This is a genomic window from Sulfolobales archaeon (assembly GCA_038897115.1).
GTDB lineage: Archaea > Thermoproteota > Thermoprotei_A > Sulfolobales > AG1 > AG1.
Genome location: JAWAXC010000059.1, coordinates 1 through 13,968, shown reverse-complemented (window position 1 = coordinate 13,968; position 13,968 = coordinate 1). Strand labels below are relative to the sequence as shown.

Annotated in this window: 15 protein-coding genes; 10 read left to right on the top strand and 5 right to left on the bottom strand. The window is 43.5% G+C overall.

Going from position 1 to position 13,968, the window contains the following annotated elements; genetic code table 11:
* The 3 genes from meaB to QXE01_08265 all read right to left on the bottom strand — a co-directional run.
* Nucleotides 1-950: methylmalonyl Co-A mutase-associated GTPase MeaB (meaB, locus tag QXE01_08275; protein MEM4971231.1), on the bottom strand; the 950-nt coding region annotated here is incomplete at its 3' end.
* Nucleotides 943-1,398 (bottom strand): cobalamin B12-binding domain-containing protein, encoded by a 456-nt coding sequence (locus QXE01_08270; protein MEM4971230.1) that lies wholly within the window; start codon nucleotides 1,396-1,398, stop codon nucleotides 943-945. The genes meaB and QXE01_08270, both read right to left, overlap by 8 nt.
* A 20-nt stretch (nucleotides 1,399-1,418) precedes the next feature.
* Entirely contained in the window at nucleotides 1,419-3,041 is a 1,623-nt protein-coding gene (locus tag QXE01_08265; GenBank protein MEM4971229.1) for a methylmalonyl-CoA mutase family protein, read from the bottom strand.
* 741 nt (nucleotides 3,042-3,782) lie between these two features.
* Here QXE01_08265 and QXE01_08260 point away from each other — a divergent pair.
* The 10 genes from QXE01_08260 to argF all read left to right on the top strand — a co-directional run bounded on the left by QXE01_08260 (nucleotide 3,783) and on the right by argF (nucleotide 12,980).
* Entirely contained in the window at nucleotides 3,783-4,337 is a 555-nt protein-coding gene (locus QXE01_08260; protein MEM4971228.1) for a thioredoxin family protein, read from the top strand.
* A 279-nt stretch (nucleotides 4,338-4,616) separates the two neighbouring features.
* On the top strand, nucleotides 4,617-5,930 hold the full coding sequence (hisS, locus tag QXE01_08255; protein ID MEM4971227.1) for a histidine--tRNA ligase: 1,314 nt from the start codon (nucleotides 4,617-4,619) through the stop codon (nucleotides 5,928-5,930).
* Between the two features lie 307 nt (nucleotides 5,931-6,237).
* Complete coding sequence (locus tag QXE01_08250; protein ID MEM4971226.1) at nucleotides 6,238-6,615, top strand: hypothetical protein; 378 nt, start codon at nucleotides 6,238-6,240, stop codon at nucleotides 6,613-6,615.
* An 8-nt stretch (nucleotides 6,616-6,623) separates the two neighbouring features.
* A complete protein-coding gene (locus QXE01_08245; GenBank protein MEM4971225.1) occupies nucleotides 6,624-7,118 on the top strand; it encodes an adenosine-specific kinase in 495 nt (164 codons plus the stop codon).
* 5 nt (nucleotides 7,119-7,123) lie between these two features.
* A complete protein-coding gene (locus QXE01_08240; protein ID MEM4971224.1) occupies nucleotides 7,124-7,786 on the top strand; it encodes a hypothetical protein in 663 nt (220 codons plus the stop codon).
* A gap of 106 nt (nucleotides 7,787-7,892) precedes the next feature.
* Nucleotides 7,893-8,585, top strand: coding sequence for an ABC transporter ATP-binding protein (locus QXE01_08235; protein MEM4971223.1), 693 nt, complete (start codon nucleotides 7,893-7,895; stop codon nucleotides 8,583-8,585).
* A gap of 10 nt (nucleotides 8,586-8,595) precedes the next feature.
* Nucleotides 8,596-9,060 carry a DUF61 family protein gene (locus QXE01_08230; GenBank protein MEM4971222.1) on the top strand — a complete coding sequence of 155 codons (465 nt, stop codon included), beginning with the start codon at nucleotides 8,596-8,598 and terminating at the stop codon, nucleotides 9,058-9,060.
* The gene (locus tag QXE01_08225; protein ID MEM4971221.1) at nucleotides 9,023-10,045 is read left to right on the top strand and encodes a helix-turn-helix domain-containing protein; all 1,023 of its coding nucleotides are present in this window, start codon (nucleotides 9,023-9,025) and stop codon (nucleotides 10,043-10,045) included. Before QXE01_08230 ends, QXE01_08225 begins: the two co-directional genes overlap by 38 nt.
* 726 nt (nucleotides 10,046-10,771) lie before the next feature.
* Entirely contained in the window at nucleotides 10,772-11,824 is a 1,053-nt protein-coding gene (locus tag QXE01_08220; GenBank protein ID MEM4971220.1) for a GTP-binding protein, read from the top strand.
* Between the two features lie 217 nt (nucleotides 11,825-12,041).
* On the top strand, nucleotides 12,042-12,980 hold the full coding sequence (argF, locus tag QXE01_08215; GenBank protein MEM4971219.1) for an ornithine carbamoyltransferase: 939 nt from the start codon (nucleotides 12,042-12,044) through the stop codon (nucleotides 12,978-12,980).
* Nucleotides 12,981-13,132: 152 nt separating this feature from the next.
* Here argF and QXE01_08210 read toward each other — a convergent pair whose 3' ends face one another.
* Nucleotides 13,133-13,339, bottom strand: a complete 207-nt coding sequence (locus QXE01_08210; GenBank protein ID MEM4971218.1) for a winged helix-turn-helix domain-containing protein — start codon at nucleotides 13,337-13,339, stop codon at nucleotides 13,133-13,135.
* A gap of 374 nt (nucleotides 13,340-13,713) precedes the next feature.
* Nucleotides 13,714-13,968 (bottom strand): PaREP1 family protein (locus tag QXE01_08205; protein MEM4971217.1); only part of this gene is annotated, 255 nt, incomplete at its 5' end.

Genomic DNA, 13,968 nt, shown 5'->3' with positions numbered 1-13,968 from the left:
AGTATCTGTAGAGAAGCTGTATAGGGATCTATATCTCCTCTCGACAACATCTCTATTATATGCTTATCAGCGCTATTAAAGATCTCCTCAACCCTGCTTTCTATTATATGTTTAATCACGATAGACGATCCATATATTCTCCTCTTCCTCACAACTTCTTGGAAGTACCCGCTCTTTCTAAGATATTCAACATGCTCCTCAATAAGGGCAACAAGATCATCTATACCTGTTCCCATAACAGCTGATACCTTAACAGCTCTTGGTCTCCACCCACTGCTTCTAACAAAGCCCTCGTAATTCAGAACGTCTATAACCTGTTTAAGTGTGATCTCGGCCTCAGGCTTATCAGCTTTATTAACAACATAGATATCACCGATCTCCATTAGCCCCGCCTTCAACGCCTGGATCTCATCTCCAGCACCAGGCATCACAAGGTTTAAAACAGTGTGGGAGATATTTATTATATCAACATCTGTTTGGCCTGCACCAACACTCTCAACAATTATCTTATCGAAGCCGAGCCCGTCCAGCGCCTCTAGTACTAGCACTGTTGAAGCGCTTAGCCCACCCCTGACTCCCCTTGTTGCCATGCTCCTAATAAACACCCCAGGATCTGATGAGTGGATCTGCATCCTAATCCTGTTACCCATAAAGCTACCTAGTGTGAAGGGCGAACTAGGATCTATACCTATGACTGCTACCCTGTAGAGCTTCTTCCTATAAGAAGCTATCAGCTTAGATATGAGGGTACTCTTACCAACCCCAGGTGCGCCTGTTACACCAATTACATGTGCCCTCCCACCTCTCTTCATAAGCTCCCTCATTATGATCTCTATAACGTCTGGATCTACCTCGGCTGGGAACTCAACTATAGAGATCAGCCTTGAAATCGCCCTAAGATCACCCTCTAATGCTTTCTCTAGCAGAGCATGGATCTGGCTCTTATTCAAGCCCCTTCCTCCTCTTCTCAGCCAGCTCCCTAATCTTCTCAATTATAAGTGACAATGGTGTATCGGGGAAGAAAACCTCTGAGGCGCCCATGCTTTTAAGCTTCACAGCATCTTCCCACGGTATTATACCCCCCACAACTACCGGTATATCATCTGCTCCATATTCTTTCAATAGTCTTAGCACCTCTGGTACAAGGGCCATATGGGCCCCGCTTAGTATGCTTATCCCTATAACATCTACATCCTCCTGTATCGCTGATCTAACCACCATCTCGGGCGTCTGCTTGATCCCCGTGTAGATCACCTCGAATCCAGCATCCTTAAGGGCTCTAGCAACAACCTTAGCCCCCCTATCATGTCCATCCAAGCCTAGCTTTGCAACAAGCACTCTATATCTCCTTCTCAGCCCAATAGCTCCGAGTGCTTGAACCTCCTCCCTGATCTCCATATGATATCCCCAGGCTATCTCTAATATATTATCGGCTCACTCCACTCGCCATATACATTTCTAAGAACACCCATGATCTCTCCGAGTGTTGCAAGTGATATAGCCGCGTTATATACATATGGAACTATATTCTCCCCCCTCATGGCAGCTCTCTCCAGCTCTGTTAGAGCGGTATTCACCTTTGCTTGATCCCTAGAGCTCTTAAGCTTCTTAAGCCTAGCTATCTGGTGAGCCCTTACAGCAGGCTCATCGATCTCTAGGAGAGGTATTTTGACCTCGTTCTCGAGTAGCTCGCCCTTAAAGGCGTTGACCCCAACTATTATCTTCCTCATCTCCTCGATCTCTCTCTGTCTTCTATAGGCACTCTCGGTTATCTCCCTCTGTGGATATCCCTTTTCAATGGCTTCGAGCATTCCACCCATACTCTCGATCCTATCTATTATCTTCCAAGCCTCCTCCTCGATCTTATCTGTTAGCCACTCTATATAATAGGAACCTGCTAGAGGATCTACTGTGTCTGCCACACCACTCTCATACGCTATAATCTGCTGGGTTCTAAGGGCTAGCTTTGCTGAGAACTCTGTTGGTAGTGCGAGGGCCTCGTCAAATGCATTTGTGTGGAGGCTCTGTGCTCCTCCGAGAACTGCTGCGAGTGCTTGTAGGGTTACTCTAATGATATTGTTATACGGTTCGATCGCCCTTAGCTCTACCCCACTTGTCTGGGCATGGAATCTTAGCCACATACTCCTAGCCTTCTTAGCTCCAAACCAGTCTCTCATTATCTTAGCCCACATTCTCCTCGCAGCCCTGAACTTAGCCACATGTTCAAATATGTTTATACCTGCTACGAAGAAGAAGGAAAGCCTCGGGGCAAAGCTGTCTACATCATAGCCTCTTCTAATCATCTCCCTCACATATTCTATACCATCAGCTAGGGTGAAGGCTAGCTCTTGGACTGGGGTTGCACCGGCTTCATAGATATGGTAGCCTGAGATGCTAATAGGGTTCCACTTCGGAAGATTCCTTATGCTCCACTCTATAACATCAACACCTATTTTCAGTGCAGGCCTTGGTGGGAATACATATGTCTTCTGCCCTATGAACTCCTTAAGCTGATCATTCTGGGTGGTACCCCCAATCATATGATCTGGAACCCCGCGGCTCCTAGCCACGGCAACGTAGAAGCTGAGCATCACCGGGGCTGGGGGATTTATAGTCATATTAGTGGTTATCTTCCCCATATCTATATCTTTGAATAGCACATCCATATCCCATAGAGATGCTACTGAAACGCCCTCAACACCTACCTCACCCACAGCCAATGGATGATCCGGATCTAGCCCCAGCAGTGTTACCTCATCAAATGCTATAGAAAGCCCTGTCTCGCCATGCTCTACGAGATATTTTAACCTCTTATTAGTATCCTCAGGTGTTCCGAACCCGGAAAACTGCCTTATAGTCCATATCTTACCCCTATACATGTTATAATGTATACCCCTTGTGAAGGGGTACTGCCCAGGTAGGCCGATCTTCTCGAAATAAGAGGTTGAGGCTATGTCAAGCGGTGTATATACCGTTTTTATCTCTATACCCGAATCCGTTAGAAACCTATCAAGCCTATCCTTATACCCAGCCCTCACCATCTCATCTTGCCATTCCTTTATAGCCCTTGCAAGTGCCTGTATAAAATCCTCTGAATAATCACCCAAACATCTTCCCTTAGTAAATATTACCACGGTTAAATATAACTTGATACTCAATAGTGAATAATAAGAAGATCTGTGTGCTTAGATGCTTCGGAGAATCATTCTGTCTATGCTATTTAATACCTCTACCCATCATCACCTATTCCTCTCTTCACATACCAAAGGTTAGAAGCCTCGCCTTTTAAGGCGGAGAGCGGTAGGCTTATAAACCCTCTGCTACATGATAATGCTTGGAGTTGGTGCGTGGCGAGCCTAGCAGGCTAGGAGCCACGCACTGCCCGCAGCTGACGGCGGGCCCTGAGCCAAGGCGATGATGCAGCCCCCGTGAAGGGCGCCTAAACCATGAGGGACGCCCCAGTGGGGGAAGAACCCTCGCCCTTCAAGGGCGGGGAGCCGTCAGATAGATCGCGGGAGTCTATATTCCCTCGGGGATGTGGAAGATTTCTTCATGCCTCCCATGTCCTAGCTATTTCATCAAGCTGTTCATGGATCAAAAAGGGATAGGGGTTCATGTCTAGAAGTATCTGGCAATTACAAGCGATCGGCGTTATTGCCTCAATCAGCTAGCTAGATATTATCTAAGTTTCAGAGGACCAAGAGGGTATATGTTCTATGATAAAATATTTCATTGAAACAATATATTACCCAGCATCGCTAATAATTTTTAGAGCGGTGCTTATGGCAAATCTTAGTACTACTCTAATCATAGCTGTGTTATTCATAGCATTGGGGTCTGTGGCTGCAGGCGCCATACTTCTTCAGCTCCACAGCGGTGGCGAGGATCCCTCCAGAATACCCCATGGTATATATGTTTGGGATGGCTCTAGATTCGTTCCCATCAACGTTGCCAACGCCTATGTGCCGAGAGAGCCTGGGTATTACTTCATATATTTCCATAACGACCTATGCCCTCACTGCCAGGCATTCTATCCAGAATTTGTTAAATACCTCAGAGAATATGGGGGAGTATTTAGAAACATAACTGTAGTAGAGGTTGTATGTGATTGGTTCACCCAGCAATGCTCGAATACGGCTGCGAGAAACACGTTCAGCCTCTACCAAGTATCATCATCACCAACATTCCTACTAATCAAGGTAGGGTCTAATGGGAGTATAGAGAGGATATGGGATATAAGCGGGGAATATATGGAGCTGCAGAACCAGGGAAAAATACCTAAGGGGGAGTTCCAACCGCAATATATAGAGGCGATAGTAAGATCTAAGCTTACGTAGGATCTAAGCTTACAATTGAAAGTCTCATTCTTTTAGAACCGAAAAAGCCCCGAGATCTTTTAAGATCTTTTAGAGATGCTGTTCTATCCATCTATAATGTTGTTATATTAACTATCCACCCTCTCTCTATTAAGAGCTATATTCTATGAGGCTGATAGATCGGCAGCCTCCCATCTCCGAGAACCGGTCTCTAGAAAACAGGATCGGGCTCTGAGCTCTGAGCGTATGGAAAGCTAAATTAAAATGCAGGGGATATAAAGGTGGGGGTATAAAATAGATATGTCCCGTAGAGAGCCGGCTATACCTAGGGGTTTTAGGGATTTCGAACCCCATGAGATGATCCTTAGGAAGGAAGTGATAGCGAAGATAGAGAGTGTCTTTCGAAGATATGGCTTTGACCCTATAGATACCCCGGCTGTAGAGCTCTTCGAGGTTCTATCTGGCAAATATGGTGAGGAGGCTGAGAATAAGCTTATGTGGAGGTTTAGAGATCCTTGGGGGGATAGGGAATATGCCCTTAGATATGATCTCACAGTACCTCTAGCAAGGTTTGTTGCTATGCATAGAAACTTCCCCCTACCCTTTAAGAGATACCATATAGCCCCTGTGTGGAGGCATGAGGAGCCCCAGAGGGGGAGATATAGGGAGTTCTATCAATGTGATGCCGATATAGTTGGCTCTCCATATCCAGAGGCTGATGCAGAGATCCTCATGCTAGCTGAGGATGTATATAGAGAGCTGGGTATAGCGGGGGTTAAGATCATGATCAATGATCGCAGAATTTTAAAAGGGGTCTTTGAGGAGGAGCTGGGGATGAGGGATCCTATGAGTGTGTATAGAGCTATAGATAAGCTGGATAAGATAGGGCTAGAAGGTGTTAAGGGGGAGCTGAGAAGGATCGGGATCAGCGAGAGCGCTATAGATAAGATAATCGATATAATATCTCTGAGAGCACCCCTGGAGGAGGCGATCAGAGATCTCCAAGCAAAATATGGATCTAACCAACGTGTTGTAGAGGGTATAAAACACTTAGAAGAGATATCAGCGATCGTGAGATCGAAGAACATAGTCTTTGACATGTCCCTAGTAAGAGGTCTAGACTACTATACAGGCCCTATATTCGAGGCTATTGTAGAGGGCATAAAGATAGGCTCGATAGGTGGTGGTGGTAGATATGATAATCTAATCGAGATGTTCACAGGAACCAAGATGCCAGCAACAGGCTTCTCGATAGGCCTTGATAGGGTTATAGAGGTTGGGCTGGAGCTGGGTGTTTTCAACATGTCTAGGAAAACATATAACCAAGTGTATGTGGTGATGATGGACAGGGATAATGATGTTTTCAACTATACACTTGATATTGTGAGGGAGCTTAGGAGCAGTGGGATCAGCGTCTCCTGGGATCTTATGAGAAGATCTCATCAGAAGCAGAGGGAATATGGGAGAAAGCTTTCAGTACCGATAATGCTATATATAGGGAAGGCTGAGGTTACAAGCAAAAAGGCCACGATCTACATAACAGCTAGCGGTGAAAGGCGTGAGATCGAAAGAGGGGGATTAGTTAAGGCTTTAAAAGAGATCTTAGGGATATAGAATCACTGATTAGATGACCAGCTATTTCGCCTCAATATAGCAAAAAAGAATAGCTAGTAATGCCTGTGTCTATTACAGCTGAAAGCCCTGCCCCCTTTAAGGCAGGGAGGAGGTCAGGATCTCATAATAAGTACTTATAAAGGTAATATGAGGCTTTATAAAACCCTATATTCGATAGGGAAAAAGAGTTCTTGAAGGTCAGGTTAGTTGGATGTGATGAGATGAGCGTAAATGTTAATAAGATAAGAATGTTGAGATATGAGGGATATATATTGCTGTATAGCACGAATACATTATGGTGTACCCCTTGTCAGAGTTTAGGGTAAAGAGGCTTCCTAAGGATGAGGAGACTATGAAGGAGATTATAGAGGAGATCTCCAAGAGAGAGCAGGCCGAGGGCGCTGGTATGGAGGAGGAGTATGAGGAGGAGCATGAGCATGGGCATGAACACGAGCATGGGGATCCTTTGCATGAGCAGCTCCACATAATGGAGCATATCCTCGCCCAGCTATCTCAGCTAGATGTGAAGCTAGCTGGTATCGATAGGAGCTTGTCGGAGCTATCATCTAAGATGGACGAGCTAGTAAAGATCTCAAGGGCTCTTGTTAAGATATCCCTAGCAAGTATTATAGACAATAGGGATGTTAGGAAAAAGCTTATTGAGGACGTTATGGAAGAGATATAGGGGCGGCGTTGCCGGAGTTCCATGGTATAGAGGTTGTCCAGATCCCAATTCCACATGGTGTTAACGTAATTATAGGTCAGTCGCATTTCATAAAAACAGTCGAGGATCTATATGAAGCTCTTATAACATCTGTTCCTGGGATAAAGTTTGGGATAGCTTTTTGCGAGGCTAGCGGTAAGAGGCTCATTAGATATGATGGTAATGATGAGGAGCTTAAGAAGTTAGCTATAGAGGCTGCAAGATCTATAGGGGCTGGACATGTATTTGTGATCTATATAAGGGATGCATGGCCCATAAATGTTCTAAATGCTATAAAGAATGTACAGGAGGTGGTTAGGATCTATGCTGCAACAGCCAACCCCCTCCAAGTAATAGTTGGTAAAACAGACCAGGGGAGAGCTGTGCTAGGTGTTGTCGATGGATTCTCCCCCCTCGGGGTTGAGAGTGAAGAGGATATTAAGGAGAGGAAGGAGCTTCTGAGGAGGATAGGGTATAAGAGGTAGATGTTTTGAAGGCTAGGGTAAAGATCATCTTTTATAAAGAGGAGAAAAGCTCGATAGGACCTGTGGAGTTTACATCCCTAAGGGCTATAGGGGAGAAGGTATTTGAGGAGCCTCTAGAGCTAGGGGAAAACCCTGAGGAAGCGTTGGAGAAGCTAGCTAGAGATGCTGGGGATGGGGACTATGTAGAGGCTATAGCAGAGATGAAAGATGGTATTATAAGGGTTGGTGTTAGTAGAAAGGAAGGGGTAGATACACAGGGATCTCATATACTGTTCTACAGGCCATCAAAGCTCCTGAAGATCGGTGTGGTTCGGAGGAATAGAGCCTCTGTAGATACACTACAGAAAGATAGAGAGCTACCTATTCCAGAGGAGAGCGATGAAGCCTCTAAAAATACTAGTAGCCAACATGTTGAGGAGATCAATACTATAGGCACTAATACAGCACAAGCGGGGGGAGCTCTAAGCGAGGATAATATTGTATGGTACACCCCCAGCACCACGATCTATGTTTTCGAGGGATATGTAAGGGTTAATGAGCCATACGAAGCGGTGATTTTTTTAACAGAGGATGGGGAGAAGATCTACATGGGATCTGAGGGGTCTTCTGAGAAGAGGGTTATTAGGAGAGCTAAGAGGGTGAGGAGGAAGAGGAAGAAGAAAAAATGATGTTCGATTTAGGGTTATAATTAAAAGCATTGTCCTTTAGGACAGGAGGAGGCAAATATATATTTTCTATTTATATCAGTAATTGGATAGGCAAGGTCATAGATCCATGGAGCCTGTGGTGATCCTCAGGGATGTGTGGAAGATCTATAGGGATCCCAAGGTAGGCGAAGTAGTAGCCCTGAGAGGGGTTAACCTTGTTGTGAGGAGGGGTGAGATAATGGTTATACATGGCCCCTCAGGCTCTGGCAAAACAACTCTTCTCAAACTCATAGCAGGTCTTACAAAGCCTGATAGGGGGGATGTTATAGTTGATGGATATAACATATCCCTATTGGATGAGGAGGAGCTAGCTATGATCAGAAATACTGTTGTTGGCTATATACCGCAGGACTATGGCTTAGTAGAGGATCTAACTGTGTATGAGAATGTAGAGCTACCACTACTACTAGCAGGGGTTCCCAAGAAGGCTAGGGAGGAGAGGGTTATGGAGATCCTCAAATATATGGGGTTAAGGGAGGTAGCGTTTAAAAGCGTTAAATATCTAAGCGGGGGTGAGAAGCAGAGGGTTGCGATAGCAAGGGCTATGGTAAATACTCCGAGCGTTATCCTTGCAGATGAGCCTACAGCTAATCTCGATTGGGATAACAGCATTAGGGCTCTTGAAATGCTTAAAAGCCTTAATAAGGACTTCAGAACAACCGTGATTATAGTATCCCACGACCCTAGGGTTACTGATTACGCTGATAGAGCAGTTATAATGATAGGGGGTGTTCTTAAAAGCTATAGGGAAACAATATAGGGTTCACTCTATGGAGATGCAGAGAGATCCTATTAAAAGCTATTATAAAGAGCTTGTGAGGAGCTTCAGCGGAACAGCGCCTAAGGATAGAAAGAAGCTCTCAGAGCTTCTATCCCAGGAGGCCGTGGGTGTTGAGCTGGTTGGAGGAGGCTTACATATTATGCTTGGTAGTGAAGCTAGAGATCTTGCTTCTATAATCCCAAGAGATCTTTACTCAGAGATTAGATTTCCAATGATAGTTGCTAAGATCTCTGGAACACCGCTTTTTAAACTCTTAGAATGCAGTACAGCTGTTATGGCTATGCTAGAGAGGCTTAAGAAGGCTGGTATAATAGAGGGTAGATATAGTGATAAATGTATATTATCTAATGAAGACGTTGGATCCCTTATCAAAAGATATAAAACCCTCTTTATCATTTCAATAATATATGAAGGGTATGAAGGATTCCAGTATGATGAGGAGTGGTGTGGATAGCATATCCCTAGGAGGGGAGTTGGGGGCGTTAATTGCGAGGACAATAAATATTTTGAGAAAGCATGGTTTAGGAGTAGATATTATAAACTACCCCCGTGATAGTAGGAGATCTGTTGATATTGTAGCAAATGGCAGGCTTATTATAAAGGTTTCTCAAGATGCTTATGAGATTTCTAAGGAGGAGATCGAGGATCTGAAGTTATCGTCTAAGATACTTAACTCCGCGGTGCTTATTGTTTCGAAGAGCTATTTGAACGAAGATCTCGAGCCAGGGATTGTAATGGATAGATCTGATATAAGTGTTATGGATCCTGAGACCCTAGATCTCTACCTCTCAGATGAAAAGGTAGCTATATATTATAAGAAAGGCCAGTTCTTCGTAAAGATCAAGGGCGAGGCTCTCCATAGAAAGAGGATTGAGAGAAACCTCAGCATGGGCGAGTTAGCAGAGATCTTAGGGATAAGTAGGAAGGCTGTATATGAGTATGAGAAAGGCGCTATGGATCCTTCGGTAGAGGTTGCCCAGAAGCTTATAGAGATATTTGGCGAGGATATAGTGTCTAAAGTAGATGTATATGAGTTAACTGAGAAATATATATTCAGCTATGTTGAAAGGATACTCAAAACACATGTAAAGGAGGATCCTCTGTTGAGAAGAATATCAGAGATTGGAATGGAGGCTGTGAGACTCAAGAGAACAGCACCAGATATACTGGGCAGCGCGAAAGGGCATAAGGCCGCCCTTGTGATAAAGGATCATTTGAAAAACACGGAGGATTTTACCGAAAAAATAGCGAATACACTTAAAATATGTCTTAGGCTAGGGTGTAAGGTATATACGGTGATTTCGAATTATAGCGATGCATCTATAGTGAAGAAGGAGTTCGACGATAAGGTGAGGGTGATTGAGAAAGATAGGCTGGAAGAAATAATCAAGGAAGCTGGTGCTGAGAATGACAAGGTAGATTCTGATGGTAAGGACTGACACATTCCACCCTAGATAGAGCTTCTGCCGATCCAACATTCATCTCTATAATAGATTCATAAGTCCTCGTTATCTAAAGGGGAGGCTTTTAATTAGATAAAGATATTAGGTTTAACATATACTCATATAGAGGGATTGAGATGGGCGGTAGGCAGAAAACGACGATCTTCATGGAGAAGGAGAGTGGTAAAAAGGAAACGAAGGAGAGACAGAGTAGTAAACAGTCTTCTCAGAAATAAACCGCGATAAAATACCCCGGGCAGTTGTTTTTGGGGTTTCATATTAGGTTTATATGTTTAGCCTTTAATGCTATTAAATACGCTGATGCCATATATTCATTAAATCTGCTCAATGGAATATGAGGAGTGCATCTAAGATAAGGTGTTGGGCTAGAGCGGAGAGAATTGAGGCTACATTTTAAGCTACTCCCTGCTCTAGGATGGTTCAAAGCTCTTTAGGGCAGGAAGAGCTAACCTCCTCCCCGCCCTGAAATACGAAGCTTTCGGTTGTAAGAACCGATAGATTTATCATTTATAACTGGGATAGGTTTATAATCGGATCTTTCTAGTATGCTATATTAGAAGGCCTTGGTAGGCTAATAATGGATTAATATATATTGCCATAGAATATTATTAGCTGGGATGATAGAAACCGGGTTGCTGAGTCATGATGTATTCACGAACCGTATGACCGCTATATAGTTATGGTGCCAATCGGTGTATCCCTATGTCAGAGTGTCTGAGTAATAGCATTAAGGCTGTGAGGATCTATAGCTATGAGGATATTAGAAATGCCGTGTTAAAGTCATATATGGATAGAAGCGATCTATCAGCCTCCTTTTTAAAGAAGGATAGGATTGTGAGGGCCAGGGCTATCTATGTGTCTAAGCTTGATAGAATATTCTCTCTACTAGCAAATTATATAGGGGCCTGTGCAAGGCTGCCCAGGCTTGCATCTATGCATCCATTCTATGCAGAAATCGCTGTGATAGCTAGTGGGGGGAGATATGAGGAGCTTCTAGATAGGTGTAAAAGGGCTATCCATTTAATTACTAAGTTGTATAGAGAGTATAGGAGGAGGATCATAGAATCTGAAGATCCTTCGGAGATTAAGAAGCTAGCAAGGGAGTATGTTGGGAGGAGCCTCTCTATTGTAAGAAGAGGGTTAAAAGGGGTGGAGATGCTAAGAAACGCCATCAATGAGATTTCGAAGAGCCCATGTATCTCGAGCGACACAGCCAATATAGTGATCTGTGGCATGCCCCAGGTTGGTAAATCTACATTAGTATCTAGAATCTCTACAGCTAAGCCTGAAACATCTCCTTTCCCATTTACCACCAAGAGAGTTATAATGGGGCATACAGATCTTGGGGGGAGAAGGATATCAATAATAGATACACCAGGGATCCTCGACAGACCTATCGAGGAGATGAATGAGATAGAACTCAAAGCTGTTTCAGCTATAAAGCACTTAGCAGATATAGCTGTTTTCCTCATAGATCCAAGACGTGGTGCTTATTATTCACTTGAGCAGCAGCTGAGGGTTCTAGATAGCGTTGAGAAGATCATTAGAAGGGAAAAGATCTTGGTTGTTATAAATAAGATCGATATATCATCAAAGGAAGAGATAGAGCTCTGTATATCAAGGCTGAAGGAGAGGGGGTACGAGAATATATATATGATAAGTGCTTTAAAAGGAGAAGGTATAGATGATCTGGTTAAAGGGATTATTAAGAAGCTAGAATATAGCAACCAACAGTCAGCAGGATCTTCGGGATAGTGATAGAAACCCTAAGATGTTTCGATATATGGTTGAAACCTCTTTTTAAGGTAAGAGATGACGAGATATATAGTTTATCTGGGAAATGAGATAGCATTAGCTATTGAGAGATCTATTCTTATATTGAAGTTATATCGAATATACAATAAATAATTTTTTGTAGATTACGGCTAAACTTTATATATATCTGAGCATCTATTGTTAGCGGTGTGGAAAAATAGTTGGTGGTCTTAGGGGGAGGGATATTATATCTGCATTTGATCTAACTGCTGAGGAGATATGGAGGGTGTTCGAGCTATCAGCAATGCTTAAACATAGATACTACTCTGGCGAGAGGGTGGTGCCTCTTTTAAAGGGTAAGAGCCTCGGCCTCATATTTCAGAAGCCGAGCACAAGAACCAGAGTTAGCCTCGAGCTTGCTATGAGACAGCTGGGGGGCTATGCTATATATATGGGGTGGAACGAGCTACAGCTGGGCAGAGGAGAGAGTATAGAGGATACGGCGAGGGTTCTTAGCAGATATTTAGATGGTCTAGCACTCAGAGTATATTCCCATAATGTCTTGATTGAAATGGCTAGGGCATCTACCGTGCCTATTATAAATGCTCTAAGTGATCTGGAGCATCCCCTCCAGGCTTATACAGATTTCTTTACAATATATGAGAAGAAGAGAAGGCTTAAAGGTATAAAGATAGCCTTTTTAGGAGATGGGGGCGATAATGTTCTGAATAGCTTAATAGCTGTAGCCTCTATGATGGGTGTGAATCTATATATAGCTACGCCCCCAGGCTATTATCCATCTAAAGAGATCCTTGAGAGAGCATATAGATTATCGGATCTAACGGGTTCTGTTATAGAGGTAACAGACGATCCTTCGATCGCAGCTAGGGATGCTGATGTTATCTATACAGATGTATGGATCTCTATGGGGAGGGAGGCTGAGAGGGATAAGAGGATCAGGGATCTAGAGCCATATAAAGTCACGAAGAAGATTATGTCAATGGCTAAAAGAGACGCGATATTCATGCACTGCCTACCAGCCCACAGAGGTGAGGAGGTGGAGGACGAGGTTATAGATGGTCCTCAAAGCGTTGTATGGGATCAGGCTGAGAATAGGCTTCATGTGCAGAAAGCAATATTATCCCTAGTGATCTAGAGGAGGTGATGATGTAGCTGAGGAGGTTAGGAGATTTTCTTGAGGAGGATCTATTATATATCACGATCTAATCCTATGGGGTTGTGAAGAACAATCTCTATTGGTTAAGGCTCATCCATTACCCCAGCTGGCTAGACGATCCCGTTTTTAAGCTACTCGAGAAGTCTATAGATTGTTTTACCCTTCTCCTTAATAATCTCTATCTTCCCCTCTCTACCCAGCCATCCAAGGGCTCCATAGACATCTGTGATCTTTAAGTTCGTCTCTTTAGCTATCTGTCTAGCTGTTAATGGCCCCTTATTTTTCAAAACACTCCATACCTTTCCAGCATTCACACCGAAGATCTCTTCTGGTTTCATATCTCTCACCTAGTTAAGTTCTACTAGGCAAAAGAATAAATATTTAAATATTTATTTTTAATAATTGGTGTCTATCCCTAGGATAAGACTTAAGAGTTATGTTAAGAAACAGATAGACTTTCAGAAGATGCTATGCCCGTGAGAAGGGTTTAAGGAGGGGTCTATAGGAGGGGATCAGGAAAGGTCGTGAAGATCTATAGCCTATTATCTCTGCTAAATTCCCTCACCAGATGGAATAGAATAAAATTATTGAGACTATGATAGAAGATGTTGTGTACTCGATCTAGGTATTGGGGAGGCTGTTAACGCTTTATTAGATAAGAGATTTTGAAGAATTAGATCGGCTACCTCAGCACGGGTGATAGTTAGAGGATTTACTGAGGACTCTCTACATTATTGCGTATAGCTGTCACGAGTTTTTTAACCTCTTTTAATACATCCTCTATATCTTCTCTTGTTGCTAGATCTTCGTAGAAGTTTTTATGCATGGAGTCGGCCTGTCTAAATACTATCTTCACCCACTCGCCAAGCTCTCTAGCTATTTCATTCTTATAGAGCCAGAGATCCCTATGGGACTCTAGCTTTAGACCCTTCTTAGCAAGGGCATGTGCCTTGATAGCTAGTGCACA